The sequence below is a fragment of the Meiothermus luteus genome, assembly GCF_003574085.1.
GTDB classification, from domain to species: Bacteria; Deinococcota; Deinococci; order Deinococcales; family Thermaceae; genus Meiothermus; species Meiothermus luteus.
In genome coordinates this window covers 1-16,613 of sequence record NZ_QWKZ01000006.1, presented here as the reverse complement: position 1 = coordinate 16,613, position 16,613 = coordinate 1, and the positions used below count along the sequence as shown (strand labels likewise).

The following is a 16,613-nucleotide window of genomic DNA, read 5'->3' as shown; positions in this document are numbered from 1 at the left end:
CCATGACCCACCTCCTCTCCATCTCCATCGGCCCGGTGCAGGACTTCATCGCCGCCGCCCGCCGCACCGCCGACCTGTATGCGGGTTCGCAGATTTTGCAGGAGCTTAGCAAGGAAGCCGCGCGGTATCTGCACTCTAATGACGCCAAGCTCATTTTTCCCGCAGACCAGGACGCCGACGGGGCCAACAAGATTCTGGCCCAGGTAGAGGGCGACCCCAAGGGGTTGGCCGAAGGCGCGAAAAAGGCGGTTCAAAAGAAGCTCGAGCAGCTCTGGAAAGACACCATCGGCAAGCTTCCCCAGGCGTACCAGAACCAGATAGACCAAGACCGGGCCAAAGAGCAGCTAGACCACTTTCTCGAGTTCTATGCCGCCTGGGTTCCCCTAAGGGGCAGCTACCCCGAGGCCCGCCTGGCGGTGGAGCGCCTGTTGGCCGGGCGCAAGGCGCTACGCGACTTTGGCCCCACAAATCAGGGGGACGAGGGCGTGCCCAAGTCGCCCCTAGACCCCGCTCGAGCTGCCGTCATAGACCCGCGCGACTGGGGCGAGGCCAACATCCGGCTGGAGGATGGTACGTATCGGCCCTTGCGCATCAAGCCCACCGAATACCTGGACGCCATCTCGCTGCTCAAGCGCTGCTACGGCGCGCTGAAGTCGGCCAAGGTGGTGGACACCCGTACCATGGCCAGGCGCTCCTGGAAACCGGAAGCGGAGCCTGATGAGCGCTATGAGGAAGAAGACCGCATCCCAGAGCCCCAGCCCTACTTGGCCATCCTGGTAGCCGATGGCGACCGCATGGGTGAGCTAATCAGCCGCCAGGACGACCCCGAGGCCCACCGCCGGCTTTCCAAAAGCCTAGACGAGTTTGCCCAAGAGGCCCGGAAAATTGTCCCCAAGTACCGCGGCTTTATGGTCTACTCCGGCGGCGATGATGTATTGGCCTTTTTGCCGGTGAACCAGGCGGTGGCGTGCGCCAAAGAGCTTTCCGAAGCGTTCCGGCACCAGGTGAAGGGAACCCTCTCTGCGGGAATAGCCATTGTGCACTATCGGGAACCGCTTTCTATCTCCTTGGAAAATGCGCGGGAAGCTGAAAAAGCCGCCAAGAACGGGGGCCGGAATGCCCTGGCCGTAGCCCTGCATACCCGGGGCGGCGCACCTATCGTCACCGTGCAGCGCTGGGACAAGCTATCTTGGAACGAACTCCTCGAGGCCTACCAAAACCGCAAGATTACCCGCGGCCTAGCCCACGAGCTACACAAGCTGGTGCAGGAGTGGCAAGACGACATGCGGGCCGACTACCTCTACAAGGAGGCCCAACGGGTCTTGGCCCGCAAGGAAGCCCGCGACCTGAAAATCCCCGCCCCCACCAGCGACACGCCTACCTACCGCAAACAACTGCTGACCTTTGTGGAGCAGCTCATCATCGCCCGCTTCCTGAGCGGCATAAAGGAGGAAGCCCATGCCGGAACGGGTGCTTGAAATCCACGCCCTGAGCCCCCTGCTCTTCCGCGATGGCCGGCCCTTCAGCGCCGCCGACGGCAGCGAGACCGCTGCCCGCAGCCTGCCCTTGCCCCTGCCCAGCACCCTGGCCGGCTTTGTGCGTACCCAGATTGGCCTGGCCACGGGCAAGGGTTTTGGCCACGAGCAGCTTAAGAACCTTCATGGGCTACAGATTTGTGGGCCTCTTTTAGCCAGAGGAAACGAGGTTCTGCTGCCGGCCCCGCGGGACGCGGTGATTTACAAGGATGGCGATAAGCTACGGGTGATGAAGCTCCAGCCCTGCACCCCGCCCGAGGGCGCGGGCTGCGACCTACCGGAAGGAATATTGCCCCTCGAGGTCACCCAAGACATCAAGCCTGAGAGCGGCTACAACTTTTGGACGACGCGGGACATGGAGCGCTGGCTTTTGGGAGAGACCCTCGAGCCCGAAAAAATCCAGGGCCTCCCCACCGAGACCCGGGTGCACGTGGCCATGGACCCGCAAAAGGGCAAGGCCCGGGAAGGGCAACTCTTTAGCGTGGCCTATCGGCCCTTGGAGATGGGCAAAAGCCCCGAGGACTACCGGCCTGCCAGCCTGCGGGTGCGCCTTTCGTTGCCCAACGGTGAAACACCGGCCCCCATTGGCCACCTGGGGGGCGAGCGGCGTCCGGTGGCGGTGGAGGTGAAGGAGAGCCTATCGGATTACTGGTTCGACTGCCCAGAATCCATCAAGAAGCGATTTGCCAGTTTAGGCAAGGGCGCCAGGGTGCGGCTGGTGCTGGCTACTCCGGCCCTGTTCGAAGGCGGCTGGAAACCCGGCTGGATTGAGAAGTCGGGCTCGGGCGAGCTTCACCTGCCCCGCGGCCTGAGCAAGGTGAAGCTAAAGCTGGTGTCCGCAGCCGTGGGGCGGCGCGAGCCGGTGAGCGGCTGGAATCTGCGGGAAAACCGGCCCAAGGCGGTGCGCTGGATGGTGCCGGCGGGCAGCGTGTACTTTTTCGAGGTAGAGGACGGCAACCCCGCCGACCTTTTGAAAAGCTGGCTTAGGCCCGTAAGCGACAACGAACAAGACCGCAAGGACGGCTTTGGCCTTGCACTGTGGGGGGTGTGGCAACCATGCAAGCAAAACTGATTTTCTGGCAGGCCCTTACACCCGTGCACCCGGGCACGGGGCAGGACTCTAGCAGCGTGATTGACCTTCCGGTAGCCCGCGAGGCGGCTACGGGCTTCCCGGTGATTCCGGCCAGCAGCCTGAAGGGGGTGCTACGCGATGGGCGCGAGGATCAAGAAGCCAACAAGGTCTTTGGCTCGCTGGAAAACGCTGCCGAGCTTACCCTCACCGATGCCCGGGTGCTCTTCCTGCCGGTGCGCTCGTATGCGGGCACCTTTGCCTTTATTACGTGTCCGCTGGTGCTGGAACGCCTTAATCGCGACCTAAAGGCCCTGGGGCTCTTTGGCTTGCAATCGCCCTTTCCCACGCCAGAGCAGAACACTGCCCTACTTCCGCAGAACTCCCAGATTGTCCACAACAATCAGGTCATCCTCGAGGATATCGACCTCACCGCCAAGCCGGATGCGGCCAACAACCTGGCCGAAGAGCTGGGCCGCCTGGTCTTTGGGGACGAGGTCAGCTACTTCCAGTCCCGCTTCGCTCTGGTTTCCAACGATGTGTTCAGCTATTTCTGCGAGATGGGCATGGAGATTATTGCCCGGGTCAAGCTGGATTCGGATTCCAAAACCGTGGTTAGGGGCGGGCTTTGGTACGAGGAGGCCATCCCGGCGGAGACCGTGTTCTCGAGCTTCGCCATCGGCACAAGCGGCTTTGAGGAACTCAACCGGCCCTACCTCCAGCTCGGCGGGCAGGCCAGCGTGGGGCGGGGCTTGTTGCGGCGGCTGGGGGGTGGAGCATGAGCCTTGTGACCCGTGCTCAGCAGGATATGAAAAAGGCCCTCGAGCTCGTGCGGAGCCTCGAGAACGAAGATGCCGAGGTCAAGAACATCTACGGCGGCCTCTGCCACAACTTCCCCATCCTGGTGCGGCAGAGCGGGCTGTGCCAGGCGTTGGCGTTTAGCGCTGACAAGGCCTCGGGAGAGGGCCACCGGGCTAGGGCGCATCAGAAGCTGCTCGAGCACGTGGCGGCAATCCTGGGAGCTAAAAATGCCCTTGAGACCGTGCAAGGGGCCGACGCCATCGGCTACATGCACCATACCCGCCGCGTGCTTTCGGCCTGGGTCTACTTCAAGCGCTTCGCCGCCAGCGTGCTAGGCGTACACACGGGGGGCCGCGATGCGGGCCAGTAGACTTGATCTTCCCCCACCCGCCCACGCCGGGCTGGCCTTGCAGCGCTACCTGAGGCAGCATGACGACGACCATTCTGCGGCCAAGGAGTTGCTGAATCACATCGCCCAGAGCCAGGTGCCCGAGATGTACCAGAAGGCCTTTGAGCGCTGGCGGGAGAGCCTGAAAGACGCGGTTTGGCTCGAGGCCACCACCAAAACCCCCCTGGCCATTGGCCTAGGGAATGCCAGCCCCATCGAAAACGGCCTGGCCATCCACCACACCTACGGGGTGCCCTACCTGCCGGGCAGCGCCCTCAAGGGGCTACTGCGCCGGGCCGCCGAGCACTTTGGCCTGTCCGAAAAGGAAAAAGCCGTATTGCTGGGCGAGGGGCCAGACCCCAAAGGCAAAACCCCGGGCAACGCGGCCTACCTGGTCTACTGGGACGGCTGGTTGGATCCAAACAGCGCCCAGCCCTTCCAACTGGATGTGATTACCGTACACCACCCCGAGTACTACGGCAAAAAGGGCGCGGTCTGGCCCACCGACTTCGACGACCCCAACCCAGTGGCCTTCCTTTCGGTGCGGCCTGGGGTGAAGTTCTATCTTCCCATCACCTGCCCCGCCCAAGACGCCCAGGGCTGGCCCTACAAGGCTGCCGAGGTGCTGGCCTGGGCGCTGGAGCACCTGGGCTTGGGAGGAAAGACCAATGCGGGGTATGGGTATTTTGCATGCGAGTTTGGGAAGTCGGCGGAGGAGGAAGCACGAGAAAGAGAAGAATCAGCAAAACTACTGGAAAGCCTAACCTCAGAGATTGAAAAAATTCAAAACTCAGGCTCTGCAAATAAAGCTATTCAGATTGCCAGGCAGCTCGGGGATGTGCCTCCAGGCATACGGAAACCTACACTCGAGCGTCTAAAGCAACAACTCGTGTCAAAAAATTTGTGGAAAGAGGACAAGGAGTACACAAAACTAATCGATAAGCTGCTGAAAGATATAAAAGGTGGGTGCAAATGAAGGTAGTTGTGTCTATCCTTGGATTAGGCCGGTGGGACAAGGACGAGAGAAAATACATCTACGAAGAGACCCAGTATGGCTGGGGCGATAAGGATCAGGTAAAAACCACCCTGATACAAGAAGCGTTTGCAAAATGGTTTCCCGATGCAAAGTTTTTGCTTCTTGCTACAGAAAAAGCCCAACAAGAACGCAGTGATGGAATTAGAAATGTACTAAGCGGAAGAGACCAGGAGTTGGTTTCCATACCGGATGGAAAGAGCGCCGATGAGTTTTGGGATATTTACAACGCTCTTACGAATAACCTGCAACCTGACTCGGAAGTAATTTTGGACATAACACACGGTTTTCGCTCGCTAGGCATGTTGGCTTTTCTGGCGATAATTTTTTTGCAGGCTGCGAAGCGAGTGAAACTGCTGCATGTGCTATACGGTGCTCAGGAGGCAAAGGGTGCAGACGGTACCACGCCGATATTCGACCTTACTCCATTCGTAACTATGCTGGACTGGGCAAGTGCTACCAATCGCTTTCTGGAAACAGGTTATCCGCAAAAGCTGGCGGAACTTGCACGGTTAGATTCAAGCTACGGAACTTTTTTCCAACCGCTGAGTAACTTCTCGCTCTCTATGCAACTCCACGATCCTGTTAGAGCTGGTAATGAGGCCAAAAATGCTATAGAAGCATTGGAAGCATTACGCTTGCGTCTCAACGGGCCAATGGAAATTCTTGGTGACCAAATCGTTAATCAGCTTACCCCCCTGGCCTTCACAAAGGGAGACCCTGATAAAAAACAGCTTCAAGCAATCTATGCCCAAATAGACTGGTACATTCAGCATCAGCATTACGAAAAGGCAGTTGGGCTTGCAAAAGAGTGGATATATCTTTTCGCTCGATGGAAGTCTAACATGAAAATCTGGCCCGATTCTGTAGAATGCAAGTTCTCACTAAATAGCTTCTTGAAGCAACAAGAAAACGAGCCACTGAAAATTAGCTATGACCAACTGAAGTCACTGCGTGACCAGATGATGCACTGGCGTGGTTTCCCTTCAGAGGAAGGCGAATTCACCCCAGATAACAGCAGCTTTGAAACCGTAACTGCAAAGGTTCGAGATGCACTAAAACAGCTTAGTACTACCGTGGCTCAGATGGGCCTCGAGCTTCCGGAGGTCTTATAAGCACCGTCATCCTCACTACCGTAGGCACCAGCCTGCTTTTGAACGCCCGCCGCGATGGCCTGGTGCAGGACGGGGAGATTTTAGAGTACCTGAAGCACGACCCCAAAAAGGCCAGCGCCGAGACCAACTCGCTTTTGTGCGTTTTGCAAGCGGGCGACGAAATCGTGTTGCTGCACAGCGATACCTTCGAGGGAGCGCGGGCGGCGGAGCTTCTGGAGCAGTACTGGCAGCAGCAGGGGGTGCCTTGCCGCCGGGTTCGCATTCCTGGGCTGGCCTACGAGGCCCAGGGCTTTGTGGACTACGGCCTGAAAAACTTTGTGCGCACCCTGGCTGGCGAGATACGCAAGGCCGCGCGGGCGCAAAAAGAGGTGATCATCAATGCCACCGGGGGCTTCAAGGCCGAGATTGCCTACGCCACCGCCCTGGGCTTGGTGTTCAAGGTGCCGGTCTGCTACATCCACGAGAAGTTTGGCGAGATCGTGACCTTGCCGCCTTCGCCTTTTGGTTGGGATAGTAGCCTGTTTGTCTGGTACGCCGACTTTTTTGACTGGCTGACCGAGGGCGAGGGTGTTCGCCCCAAGGCCGAGGTAGCCCCCCGGGCCGCGCTGCTGCCGGAAGATGCCCAGGTTTTACTCGAGGACTTCGAGCTAGACGGGCAGGTGTATGTGGGGCTATCCCCTCTGGGAGACGCCTACCTCGAGGCTTTCCGGGGCGAGCTCGAGCAAGCCCAAAGCGTGCCCATTTACCTGGCCCCAAAGGCCTTAGAAACCTGGCAGAAGCTGGAGCCCACCGCCCAGGAGCGCTACCGCAAACTCTTGCAGCGCCTGCGCCTGCCCAACCGCGCCGCCAACAGCGAGCTCAAAAGCGGCGGGGGCGATGCGCTGGGCTTTCCCAAGGGCAAGACCGACGAGCGGGTTTTTTACGCCGAAAAGGACGGGGGGCTCTACGTCTTCGCCCTCACCCGCCACGGCCCGGTGTACGACCGGCTGTGCCGGGAAGGCTTTTATTGGCGTGATTACAACGAAAAAGACTTCACCCCCTGGGAGGGTTAGATGGACGACCTGGACGGCCTTCTGCCCCAAACAGCCCTCACGGCCCCCGCCGAGGGCGAGCCCCTGCCCATCAGCGCCCTGGCCCAGTACACCTACTGCCCCCGCCGGGCCGCGCTGATTCTGCTGGAAGGCGAGTGGGAGGACAACGAGTACACCCTGCGCGGCGCGCGCGCCCACGAGCAGGCCGACATCCCCGAAGGGCTGTTGCGCGAGGGGGTTCGGATTGAGCGGGCTTTGCCCCTGTGGTCGGAGCGGCTGGGGCTAGTGGGCCGAGCCGACGTGGTGGAGTTTGTGGAGGGGGTGGCCGTAGGCCATACCGGCTTTGCCGGTAACCTAGAGGGGGTGCCCTATCCGGTGGAGTACAAGGTGGGCAGGCGCTGGCCCAAGGAGCTGGCCCGCCAGGCCGCCGAGGTGCAGCTTTGCGCCCAGGCTTTGTGTCTGGAGGAGATGTTTGGCCTGAGCGTGCCGGAGGGGGCCCTTTTCAGCAGAACCAGCCAGCGCCGCCGCGAGGTGCGCTTTACCCTCGAGCTGCGCGCCGCTACGCTGGCCACCATCAGCGCGCTGCGCAAGCTGTTGCAGCAAGACCGCCTGCCCCCACCTGCCGCCGATGAGCGCTGCCGGCACTGCTCGCTCATCTCTGTTTGCATGCCCCACGTGCCCCAAGCGCTGCTAGAGTGGCAGGCCCAGCAACCATGACCACCGAGCTTCTGAACACCCTCTACGTGCAGACCCAAGGGGTGTATCTGCGCCTCGAGGGCGACACCCTGCGCATCCAGCACGAGGAGGTAACGCTCAGGAACGTGCCCCTGCATCACTTGGGCGGATTGGTGATGTTTGGCAACGTGCTCATCTCGCCTTTTTTGCTTCACCGCTGTGCCGAGGAGGGCCTCGAGGTTGCCTGGTTCACGGAGTCGGGCCGCTTTCAGGGGCGGCTTTCGGGGCCGGTTTCGGGCAATGTGTTGCTGCGGCGGGCGCAGTACCGTGCGCTTGACCACCCCTCGAGCGCTTTGTACCTGGCCCTGCGCTTTGTAGAGAGCAAGCTCAAAAACAGCCGCCTGGTGCTCCAGCGGGCGGTACGCGAGCGGGGCGAAACCGAGGCCCTGAGCGCCGCGCTGGCCGAGCACGAGGCTGCTTTGCGAATGCTGCCCCAGGCCCGCACGGTAGACGAGGTACGGGGCTTGGAAGGCCAGGCCGCCAGCGCCTACTTTGCCGCCTTTGGCGACCTTTTGCTTTCGGGTGAGTTCCGCTTTGATGGGCGCAACAAACGCCCCCCGCGCGACCCTGTAAACGCGCTGCTGGGTTTCATATACGCCCTACTCACCACCCAGTGCACCGCTGCTTTGGAAGGGGTGGGCCTCGACCCTCAGGCGGGTTTCCTGCACGCCCTGCGGCCTGGGCGTAATGCCCTGGCGCTGGACTTGCTCGAGGAGTTCCGGGCCTGGTGGGCCGACCGCCTAGCGCTTTCGCTGCTGAACCGCAAACAGCTCTCCCCCAAGCACTTTGAGGAGCGCCCCGGCGGCGCGGTGCTGCTGAACGAGGAAGGCCGCAAGGTGGTGATCACGGCCTTCCAGGGCCGCCGCCAGGAAACGGTGCAGCACCCCCTGTTCAAGGAACCCGTACCGGTGGGGCTTTTACCACACATCCAGGCTAGGCTTTTGGCACGGTATCTGCGGGGCGACCTGCCCGAGTACTCGCCCTTTGTGGGGAGGTAGGCATGGAGCGGATGGATATTCTAGTCACCTACGACGTAAACGTCACCTCGGAAGACGGCCAGGCCCGGCTGGCCCGGGTGGCCAAGGTGTGCAAGAACTACGGCCAGCGGGTACAGATGTCGGTGTTTGAGTGTCGGGTGACGCGGGCCCAGCTCGAGGAAATGGAGGCCAAGCTGCTCAGAATTATGGAACCCGACAAGGACAGCCTGCGCATCTACACCCTTGTGGGTGGCCGCGAAAAGTGCCTGCGCGTCCACGGCCAGGACAAGTACACGGACTTCGACGACCCCTTGGTGGTCTAGGCCACGAGGGGGTGGCCGTAGGCCATACCGGCGATGCCGGTAACCTGCTGGCGCTTGCTTAGCTGCGCGAACCCCAAGCAAGCGCCAAAACCTAGGGGGGTTCGCGCAAGCCGAGAAATCGGCTAGGGGACATTGAAAACTCGTTTTTCCCTCACCTTCCCCCACCCTGCGTCGGAAGCCTTTTTTGGGGGGTTCGCGCAAAGGCTCCCTTGAACCCTGTCCAGCACGCGCGCTAAAATGGGGCCGTTGCACTCGGGCGAAAGCTCGAGTGAGGATTGAAACCTGCCATACCTACGAGCTGCGCGTGGGGCACCACCGGTTGCACTCGGGCGAAAGCTCGAGTGAGGATTGAAACGGGGGATTCCCCCCCTTCCACCGTTTCCCTCAGCAGGTTGCACTCGGGCGAAAGCTCGAGTGAGGATTGAAACGCTTTGGAAGAGCTACGGGCCAGTGCCGCCCAAAGTTGCACTCGGGCGAAAGCTCGAGTGAGGATTGAAACTGCCAGGAGCTGCAGGGCTTCGGCTTTCCGGTGGATCGTTGCACTCGGGCGAAAGCTCGAGTGAGGATTGAAACTAGGTGTTGTGATTGGACGCGCGCGCCTATTTGCGGGTTGCACTCGGGCGAAAGCTCGAGTGAGGATTGAAACCGCTACAACTTCTACACCACTCTGGAGCGCACCCCCGTTGCACTCGGGCGAAAGCTCGAGTGAGGATTGAAACCTGGCCACCTCGAGCAACTCTCCCAGCTCAACCTCGTTGCACTCGGGCGAAAGCTCGAGTGAGGATTGAAACTGGCCGACTCTAGAGCTGGACAGGGAGGTTGGCGAGTTGCACTCGGGCGAAAGCTCGAGTGAGGATTGAAACTTGGGATGCTTCGCCACCGCCTTGCGCACCTCCCGGTTGCACTCGGGCGAAAGCTCGAGTGAGGATTGAAACGGCGACGCTGACAAAAATCGTTCAGGCGTTGGATATGTTGCACTCGGGCGAAAGCTCGAGTGAGGATTGAAACTAGGCCTCCTCCAGGAGCTTTGTGGCCACCTCTGGGTTGCACTCGGGCGAAAGCTCGAGTGAGGATTGAAACTTGCCAACACTTGTTGGCCCTCGACCTGCAAGTAGGTTGCACTCGGGCGAAAGCTCGAGTGAGGATTGAAACGAACCAGTCCCGGCCCCCCTCGGCTCGCCGGATATGTTGCACTCGGGCGAAAGCTCGAGTGAGGATTGAAACGGTAAAGTCGGAGACGCTGCCGTCAATCCGCTCGTGTTGCACTCGGGCGAAAGCTCGAGTGAGGATTGAAACAGGGTGCCCCGCCCCCGCAGGCGGGCCAGCCCCCGCGTTGCACTCGGGCGAAAGCTCGAGTGAGGATTAAAACCTCCCACTCCGGCGGAAGGAGATACTGCTCGTCGCCAATGGCCACGGGGGATATTTGCTAGTGTTTCTTACGACCATTACAACCCCCTGTAGAGATTATCCAGCTCTGAAAGCGGGGCCTCCTCAACCTGGCGGCTCTGGGGACGGGTGAGCTGGGGTAGCACCCGCTCCACATCCTCTACCGTTTTGAGATGACCCAGATTCCACTGACCTAGGGCCTCCGGGAAGTAGCTGGGGTCCTCCAGGTATTCTTTGGCCTCCTCCGGGGAGGCCCCCGTCAATCGGGCTACAAAGTATCCGCTAAGATTTATCTCACCCATACCGTCCATCATAACACCGTTATCAGCAAACGAGCGGCCCTCATCCCAGCGCCCCAATATCTCACCCCAGTTAGACGGTAGAACAACCGGGTGAGATACACCCCCGAACCGGTCGGTCACCTGTTTGGGGGCCGGGTTTTGGGTGATGGCCGTGTAATAGCCCCCGTTACCGGCCGCCGTCCACTGGTGGGACTCGCAGGGGGTTTGTTGCACTCGGGCGAAAGCTCGAGTGAGGATTGAAACACATTACTCTGGGATTTATGCTGAGGCTGCCCTTGGGGCGGGGCTTGAACTGAGGCCTAGGGGGTTTGAATTTGCCGGGGTGGCGGAATGGTAGACGCTACGGACTTAAAATCCGTTGCCCGCAAGGGCGTGTGGGTTCGAGTCCCATCCCCGGCACCAATCTTTTGAATAAAACCCACTTCTGTGCTAACGTAATAGCTATGTTTAGCGCCCTTCTAACGGGCCGGTAGGGGAGTTTTACGAGGCTCCCCCCTTCAGTCTTTGAAGGGGGGTTGGCTCTGGTAGCCGATACAACGAGCCCTACCAATCGCGAGGCGAGCCATGGTTACGACCGACAAATACAACCCACACGAGATTGAGCCCAAATGGCAGAGGTACTGGGAGGAGATAGGCCTTCTTAGAGCAAGGGAGAACAAGGGGAAGAAAAAGGCCTATGTTTTGGTAATGTTTCCCTATCCTTCCGGCGACCTGCACATGGGCCATTTAAAGAACTACACCATGGGTGATGCCTTGGCCCGGTTCCGTACTCAGCAGGGCTATAGTGTTCTTCACCCTTTTGGTTGGGACGCTTTTGGTTTGCCTGCCGAGAACGCTGCCCTCAAGTTTGGCGTAAGCCCTGCTGAGTGGACCTTTGGCAACATCCAGCAGTCCAAAGAGTCTTTGGCATTAATGGGCATTCAGTACGACTGGAGCCGTGAGGTAACCACCTGCTTGCCCGAGTATTACAAGTGGAATCAGTGGATTTTCCTCAAGATGTACGAAAGAGGCTTGGTTTACCGGAAGAAGAGCCTGGTCAACTGGGACCCGGTAGAGCAGAGCGTGCTTGCCAATGAGCAGGTGATTGACGGGCGGGGTTGGCGCAGTGGGGCTTTGGTGGAAAAGCGGGAGCTCGAGCAGTGGTACCTCAAGATCACCGACTACGCCGAGCGGCTTTTGAACGATTTGGATAAGCTGCCCCGTTGGCCCGAAAAGGTCAAGGCCATGCAGCGGGCCTGGATTGGTAAGAGCGTGGGGGCTGAATTTGACTTTCCGGTGAAGGGGCACGACCTCAAAATCCGGGTTTTTTCCACTCGGCCTGACACCATATTCGGGGCTACCTTTATGGTTTTGGCCCCTGAGCATGAGCTGGTGGGAAGGATCACTACCCCAGAGCAAAGGGCCCAGGTGGATGCCTACGTGGCTGCTGCCAGGATGAAAAGCGAGGTGGAACGCCAGCGGGAAGACCGGGAGAAGACCGGGGTTTTCACCGGGGCCTATGCCATCAACCCCGCAAACGGCAAGGAGATTCCCATTTGGGTTGCTGACTACGTTCTTGCCGGTTACGGCACGGGCGCCATTATGGCCGTACCAGGCCAGGATGAGCGCGATTGGGAGTTCGCCGAGCGGTTTGGTCTGGAAATCGTTCGCACGGTAGAGCCACCCCCAGGATGGCAGGGCAAGGCCTACACTGGGGATGGCCCGGCCATCAACTCTGGTTTCCTGAACGGCCTCTATGTGGAGGAGGCCAAAAAGAAGATCATCGCCTGGATGGAGGAAAAGGGAATTGGGCAGGCCAAGGTTAACTACCGCCTGCGGGACTGGCTCATCAGCCGCCAGCGCTACTGGGGTACCCCTATCCCCATGATTCACTGCGACAGGTGCGGTATTGTTCCGGTCCCCTACGAGGACCTACCGGTGGTGCTGCCTACCCTGAAGGATGTGGAGGATATTCGCCCCAAGGGGAAGAGCCCCCTGGCGGCCCATCCTGAGTTCTACGAGTGTACCTGTCCGCGCTGTAAAGGGCCTGCCCGGCGCGACACTGATACCATGGACACCTTTTTTGACTCGTCCTGGTACTTCTTGCGCTATACCGATGCCCACAACACCGAGCAGCCCTTCAGCCCGGAGAAGGCCAACTTTTGGATGCCGGTGGACCAGTACATCGGTGGGATAGAGCACGCCATCTTGCACCTTTTGTACGCCCGCTTTTTCACCAAGTTTCTGCACGACTTGGGGATGGTAGAAGCGGGGGAGCCTTTTGAGGGGCTCTTTACCCAGGGGATGGTGATGGGCTGGACCAATGTGGGGGAGGTGGAACTGCGGGAAGGGCGCATCTACTTCAAGGACGATGCTCGGCGGAGCAAGCTCGAGATTCCCCAGGGCATCTTCCTGGAAGAGGCCCAGAAGAGCGGGGCTGAGCTGCGGCAGGAGGGGGGAAAGACTTACTTCTGGAAGCCTGCCGTGATGAGCAAAAGTCTGGGCAATGGGGTGATGGTGGGGCCTTTCGTGAAAGAACAGGGTGCCGACATCGCTCGGATAACCATCCTTTTCGCCGCTCCCCCTGAGAACGAGATGGTTTGGACAGAGGAGGGGGTGCAGGGGGCTTGGCGCTACTTGAACCGGGTCTACCGGTTGGTGGCTGAAAACCGGGTAGAGCTGAAGGCCCAGGGGGCCCTTGAAGCGACTGCCCTGGAGGGCCCTCACAAGGCCCTTTACCAGAAGCTGCACCAGACCATCCAAAAGGTCACTGAAGACCTGGAGAGCCTTCGCTTCAATACCGCCATTGCTGCGCTGATGGAGCTTTTGAACGCCCTCTCCGACTACCGGAAGCAAGAGGGGGTAACCCCGGTTTTCCGAGAAGCCGTGCTGCGCTACATCCAAATGCTGGCCCCCTTTGCCCCACACCTGGCGGAGGAGCTTTGGCATGAGTTTTACCAGGGTTCTGTCTTCAGCTACCCCTGGCCGGTGGCCGACCCCGCGGCGCTGGTGGCCGATACCTTTGAGCTGGTGGTGCAGGTCAACGGTAAGCTGCGGGGCAAGGCCCAAGTAGCGGTGGGCGCCAGCGAGGAAGAGGTCAAAGCCATTGCCCGCCAGATACCCAACGTGGCCCAGCACCTTTTGGGTAAAGAGGTGGTTCGGGAAATCTATGTGCCGGGGAAGCTGCTGAACATCGTGGTCAAGGGTTGAGCCGGACCCTGGAAACCCAAAGCGCCGTGGCGTACCATCAAGGTATGCTTACACTGCATAAAATCAATGCCCTGGCCGAAGGGCAGGTGTTGGAGTGCGTGGGGGAGGACTCGGGCGATACCTTCCGCATCCTGGTGCAGCACACCTCCCCCAGCCATTACGAGGCCCTGGGGAAGGTTACCCTGAGGGAGGGGAGCGTACACTACCAGTCCTCGGGGCCCATGACCCCAGACCTGCTGCTCCAGTGGCTGGAGACCCTGTTTGACCGCTGGCCCACAGCCAAGGCCACGCCTTGGGTGGTGCGCGAGCAAAACGAGAAGACCCGGGCCTTTGCCCAGGAGGTACGCAAGGCGGCAGAGGCGGTTTAGACCTCGAGCTGCTCCAGGGTTTTCACCAGCTTTTCCAGGCTGGTGATGTTGTGTACGGGTAGAAAATCGTCCACGTAGGGCAGCGCCGCCACCAGGCCTCTGGTGAGGGGTTGATAGCTGGGCGTGCCCAGCAGGGGGTTGAGCCAGATTAGGCGGTGGCAGGATTTTTGTAGCCGTTCCATCTCAAAAGCCAGCAACTCGGGTTCTCCTTGGTCCCAGCCGTCGGAAATGATGAGGACGACGGCCCCTTGCCCCAGCACCCGCTTGGCCCAGGTGTGGTTGAAGCTGTGAAGGCAGGCCCCGATGCGGGTGCCGCCGGACCAGTCCTTAACCTCCCGGCCCACCTCGGCCAGGGCGGCGTCTACGCTTTTTTTCTGGAACGTGCGGGTGATTCGGGTCAGGCGGGTGCCGAAGGTGAAGGTTTCTACCCGCCGGGCCCCTCGGCGGGCCTGGGCCAGGGAGAAGGCGTAGAGGAAGTGCAGGAGCATCCGGGCGTAGCGCTCCATGGAGCCCGATACATCGGCCAGGGCCACGATGGGCCGGGGCTTCCTCTTACGGGCCTGCCAGGCCAGCCGAACCATTTCGCCCTGGTACCGAAGAGCCTGGCGCAGGCTTTTGCGCAAGTCTATTTTTTCCCGCCCGTGCGCCCCAAGCCGGCGGGTGCGTCGGAGGGGAGGGCTCCAGGCCATGTGGTAGAGGAGCTTGCGGGCGGCCTCGAGCTCAGCCTCGCTCATCTGGTCAAAGCGCTTTTGCCGGAGCACCTCGGTAGGCGCGTAGGTTAGGGCCCGATCCACAAGGGGCTGGGGAGGAGCTTCGCCTGGGCCCTTGGGTTGGGGTTCCCGCCCTACCTCTCCTGGCTTGGCTCGAGGATCTTTTTTGGGGGGCGCGGGGGCTTGCTGCAGCAGCTCGCCGGGAAAGCGCTCCATGCCTAGCTCCTTCCAGTAACGCTGGAACACCAGGGAGAACCGGGGTAGGTCCTCGTGGCGGTTGACCAGAGTGGTTTGGGCGGCGTAGTAGAAGCTCGCTGGGTCAAAGATAGAAATTTCTCCCAGTGCCCTAGCAAAAGCGGCAGTCTGGCCTGGGGTGACCCGGATGCCTTCCCGGCGAAGGACCCGGGCAAAGCCGACCACATGACTGAGCAGGTTTTCGGTCATAGGGGGGTGGGCGCTTGGGCGCGGGCCAGGAGGTCGCGCGCCTGATTCCTGGCCTTAAGCACGTCGTCCTGGTACTTGAGCAACGCCCCCAGGGTTTCCTCCACCGCCTCTAGGGTGAGCTCGGTCTGGCCCAGGGCCAGCAGCGAGGCTGCCCAGTCTAGCGTTTCCGCCACTCCGGGGGCCTTGTAAAGGTCTTGTTTGCGAAGCTCCTGGACAAAGGCTACGGTTTGCTGGGCCAGCTTTTCCGGTACGCCCGGAACCTTTTCCCGCACAATTCGGTACTCCTTTTCAAAGCTGGGGTAGTCAATCCAGTAGTACATGCATCGGCGCTTGAGGGCGTCGTGGATTTCACGGGTGCGGTTGCTGGTGATGACCACCACCGGGGGGTGTTCGGCCTTGAGGGTGCCCACCTCGGGCACGGTGATCTGCCAGTCAGAGAGAAACTCCAGCAGGAAAGCCTCAAACTCCTCGTCGGCCCGGTCCAGCTCGTCAATGAGCAGCACCGGAGGTTTTCCATTCTGGCTCTCCAGGGCCTGCAGCAGGGGGCGCTTTAGCAGGAAATCTGGGCCGAAGACTTCCTGGCGTATCCTCTCCTGGGCCCGCTCTCCGACGGCCTCGAGCAGGCGAATCTGGAGCATCTGCCGGGCGTAGTCCCACTCATAGACCGCGCTGTTGATGTCCAACCCCTCGTAGCACTGCAGCCGGATGAGCCGGGTGGAGAGCACCTGGGCCAGCACCTTGACGATCTCGGTCTTGCCCACCCCAGGCTCGCCCTCCAGCAGGAGAGGGCGGCCCAGCCTGAGGGCCAGAAAGACCGCTACCGAAAGGCCCCTGTCGGCGATGTAGTGGTACCGCTCGAGGGCCTTTTGGGTTTCCTCTACCGACGACGGAAGCATGGCTCTATCTTCACATAGAGAAGAGGGGCCCTGGGGTTGCGGCCCCTCACAATTTCAGGGTTCCTTCAAGAGAGGCCCAGGGCCTGCAGGAGGGCCCGTTTGGCCATCACATCCACCAGGTGGGCCCGATACTCGCGGGAGGCCACCAAGTCGTGGTTGAGGCCTTCAGGGGAGAGAAGGTTTTGGCAGGCCGCGGAGATGTTCTCGGCGGTTAAGGGTTTTCCGGAGAGGGCCTGCTCGAGCTTGCTGAGACGCATAGCGTGCTCGCCCGCCCCGGTGACGGCCGCCCGCACCTGGTCCCCCTCCACCAC

Annotated in this window: 15 protein-coding genes, 1 tRNA gene, 1 pseudogene and 1 CRISPR repeat array; of the genes and pseudogenes, 13 read left to right on the top strand and 4 right to left on the bottom strand. The window is 60.6% G+C overall.

The window, feature by feature from the left end; all coding sequences use genetic code 11:
• The first annotated feature begins 2 nt into the window (after nucleotides 1–2).
• From cas10 to cas2, 10 genes are read left to right on the top strand one after another with little or no spacing between them, the layout of a single operon-like run.
• Nucleotides 3–1,478, top strand: a complete 1,476-nt coding sequence (cas10, locus tag Mlute_RS01710; protein WP_119359041.1) for a type III-B CRISPR-associated protein Cas10/Cmr2 — start codon at nucleotides 3–5, stop codon at nucleotides 1,476–1,478.
• Nucleotides 1,459–2,607 (top strand): type III-B CRISPR module-associated protein Cmr3, encoded by a 1,149-nt coding sequence (gene cmr3, locus Mlute_RS01705; protein WP_119359040.1) that lies wholly within the window; start codon nucleotides 1,459–1,461, stop codon nucleotides 2,605–2,607. The genes cas10 and cmr3 overlap by 20 nt, the downstream gene beginning before the upstream one ends.
• A complete protein-coding gene (cmr4, locus tag Mlute_RS01700) occupies nucleotides 2,592–3,386 on the top strand; it encodes a type III-B CRISPR module RAMP protein Cmr4 (protein ID WP_119359039.1) in 795 nt (264 codons plus the stop codon). The genes cmr3 and cmr4 overlap by 16 nt, the downstream gene beginning before the upstream one ends.
• The gene (cmr5, locus tag Mlute_RS01695) at nucleotides 3,383–3,775 is read left to right on the top strand and encodes a type III-B CRISPR module-associated protein Cmr5 (protein ID WP_119359038.1); all 393 of its coding nucleotides are present in this window, start codon (nucleotides 3,383–3,385) and stop codon (nucleotides 3,773–3,775) included. Before cmr4 ends, cmr5 begins: the two co-directional genes overlap by 4 nt.
• A complete protein-coding gene (gene cmr6 / locus Mlute_RS01690) occupies nucleotides 3,762–4,769 on the top strand; it encodes a type III-B CRISPR module RAMP protein Cmr6 (RefSeq protein ID WP_245958806.1) in 1,008 nt (335 codons plus the stop codon). The genes cmr5 and cmr6 overlap by 14 nt, the downstream gene beginning before the upstream one ends.
• On the top strand, nucleotides 4,766–5,941 hold the full coding sequence (csx2, locus tag Mlute_RS01685; protein WP_119359037.1) for a TIGR02221 family CRISPR-associated protein: 1,176 nt from the start codon (nucleotides 4,766–4,768) through the stop codon (nucleotides 5,939–5,941). The genes cmr6 and csx2 overlap by 4 nt, the downstream gene beginning before the upstream one ends.
• A 38-nt stretch (nucleotides 5,942–5,979) precedes the next feature.
• On the top strand, nucleotides 5,980–6,993 hold the full coding sequence (locus Mlute_RS01680) for a putative CRISPR-associated protein (protein ID WP_245958805.1): 1,014 nt from the start codon (nucleotides 5,980–5,982) through the stop codon (nucleotides 6,991–6,993).
• Nucleotides 6,994–7,689 carry a CRISPR-associated protein Cas4 gene (gene cas4 / locus Mlute_RS01675; protein WP_119359035.1) on the top strand — a complete coding sequence of 232 codons (696 nt, stop codon included), beginning with the start codon at nucleotides 6,994–6,996 and terminating at the stop codon, nucleotides 7,687–7,689.
• A complete protein-coding gene (cas1c, locus tag Mlute_RS01670) occupies nucleotides 7,686–8,705 on the top strand; it encodes a type I-C CRISPR-associated endonuclease Cas1c (RefSeq protein ID WP_119359034.1) in 1,020 nt (339 codons plus the stop codon). Before cas4 ends, cas1c begins: the two co-directional genes overlap by 4 nt.
• 2 nt (nucleotides 8,706–8,707) lie before the next feature.
• Complete coding sequence (gene cas2, locus Mlute_RS01665) at nucleotides 8,708–9,007, top strand: CRISPR-associated endonuclease Cas2 (RefSeq protein WP_119359033.1); 300 nt, start codon at nucleotides 8,708–8,710, stop codon at nucleotides 9,005–9,007.
• Nucleotides 9,008–9,252: 245 nt separating this feature from the next.
• Nucleotides 9,253–10,376: direct repeats of the CRISPR family, unit length 37 nt; unit sequence GTTGCACTCGGGCGAAAGCTCGAGTGAGGATTGAAAC.
• Between the two features lie 76 nt (nucleotides 10,377–10,452).
• On the opposite strand, the gene Mlute_RS01660 is transcribed toward cas2, so the two are convergent.
• A complete protein-coding gene (locus Mlute_RS01660; RefSeq protein ID WP_119359032.1) occupies nucleotides 10,453–10,695 on the bottom strand; it encodes a hypothetical protein in 243 nt (80 codons plus the stop codon).
• Between the two features lie 316 nt (nucleotides 10,696–11,011).
• Between Mlute_RS01660 and Mlute_RS01655 the strand changes: the two genes are divergently transcribed.
• The 3 genes from Mlute_RS01655 to Mlute_RS01645 all read left to right on the top strand — a co-directional run bounded on the left by Mlute_RS01655 (nucleotide 11,012) and on the right by Mlute_RS01645 (nucleotide 14,252).
• A tRNA-Leu gene (locus tag Mlute_RS01655) sits at nucleotides 11,012–11,097 on the top strand.
• A gap of 162 nt (nucleotides 11,098–11,259) precedes the next feature.
• Nucleotides 11,260–13,884: a leucine--tRNA ligase gene (leuS, locus tag Mlute_RS01650; protein WP_119359031.1), complete on the top strand. Its 2,625-nt coding sequence runs from the start codon at nucleotides 11,260–11,262 to the stop codon at nucleotides 13,882–13,884.
• A gap of 44 nt (nucleotides 13,885–13,928) precedes the next feature.
• Complete coding sequence (locus tag Mlute_RS01645) at nucleotides 13,929–14,252, top strand: hypothetical protein (RefSeq protein ID WP_119359030.1); 324 nt, start codon at nucleotides 13,929–13,931, stop codon at nucleotides 14,250–14,252.
• Here Mlute_RS01645 and Mlute_RS01640 read toward each other — a convergent pair.
• The 3 genes and pseudogenes from Mlute_RS01640 to Mlute_RS01630 form a co-directional block, all read right to left on the bottom strand.
• Nucleotides 14,249–15,406 (bottom strand): vWA domain-containing protein, encoded by a 1,158-nt coding sequence (locus Mlute_RS01640; protein ID WP_119359029.1) that lies wholly within the window; start codon nucleotides 15,404–15,406, stop codon nucleotides 14,249–14,251. The genes Mlute_RS01645 and Mlute_RS01640 overlap by 4 nt on opposite strands.
• Nucleotides 15,403–16,302, bottom strand: a complete 900-nt coding sequence (locus Mlute_RS01635; protein WP_119359028.1) for an AAA family ATPase — start codon at nucleotides 16,300–16,302, stop codon at nucleotides 15,403–15,405. Before Mlute_RS01635 ends, Mlute_RS01640 begins: the two co-directional genes overlap by 4 nt.
• 65 nt (nucleotides 16,303–16,367) lie before the next feature.
• Nucleotides 16,368–16,613: pseudogene (locus Mlute_RS01630) on the bottom strand (xanthine dehydrogenase family protein subunit M); the annotation flags it as partial.

Coding starts and splice junctions, on each gene's coding strand:
- cas10 (WP_119359041.1), top strand. CDS start 3: ATGACCCACCTCCTCTCCATCTCCATCGGCCCGGTGCAGGACTTCATC.
- cmr3 (WP_119359040.1), top strand. CDS start 1,459: ATGCCGGAACGGGTGCTTGAAATCCACGCCCTGAGCCCCCTGCTCTTC.
- cmr4 (WP_119359039.1), top strand. CDS start 2,592: ATGCAAGCAAAACTGATTTTCTGGCAGGCCCTTACACCCGTGCACCCG.
- cmr5 (WP_119359038.1), top strand. CDS start 3,383: ATGAGCCTTGTGACCCGTGCTCAGCAGGATATGAAAAAGGCCCTCGAG.
- cmr6 (WP_245958806.1), top strand. CDS start 3,762: ATGCGGGCCAGTAGACTTGATCTTCCCCCACCCGCCCACGCCGGGCTG.
- csx2 (WP_119359037.1), top strand. CDS start 4,766: ATGAAGGTAGTTGTGTCTATCCTTGGATTAGGCCGGTGGGACAAGGAC.
- cas4 (WP_119359035.1), top strand. CDS start 6,994: ATGGACGACCTGGACGGCCTTCTGCCCCAAACAGCCCTCACGGCCCCC.
- cas1c (WP_119359034.1), top strand. CDS start 7,686: ATGACCACCGAGCTTCTGAACACCCTCTACGTGCAGACCCAAGGGGTG.
- cas2 (WP_119359033.1), top strand. CDS start 8,708: ATGGAGCGGATGGATATTCTAGTCACCTACGACGTAAACGTCACCTCG.
- Mlute_RS01660 (WP_119359032.1), bottom strand. CDS start 10,695: ATGGGTGAGATAAATCTTAGCGGATACTTTGTAGCCCGATTGACGGGG.
- leuS (WP_119359031.1), top strand. CDS start 11,260: ATGGTTACGACCGACAAATACAACCCACACGAGATTGAGCCCAAATGG.
- Mlute_RS01645 (WP_119359030.1), top strand. CDS start 13,929: ATGCTTACACTGCATAAAATCAATGCCCTGGCCGAAGGGCAGGTGTTG.
- Mlute_RS01640 (WP_119359029.1), bottom strand. CDS start 15,406: ATGACCGAAAACCTGCTCAGTCATGTGGTCGGCTTTGCCCGGGTCCTT.
- Mlute_RS01635 (WP_119359028.1), bottom strand. CDS start 16,302: ATGCTTCCGTCGTCGGTAGAGGAAACCCAAAAGGCCCTCGAGCGGTAC.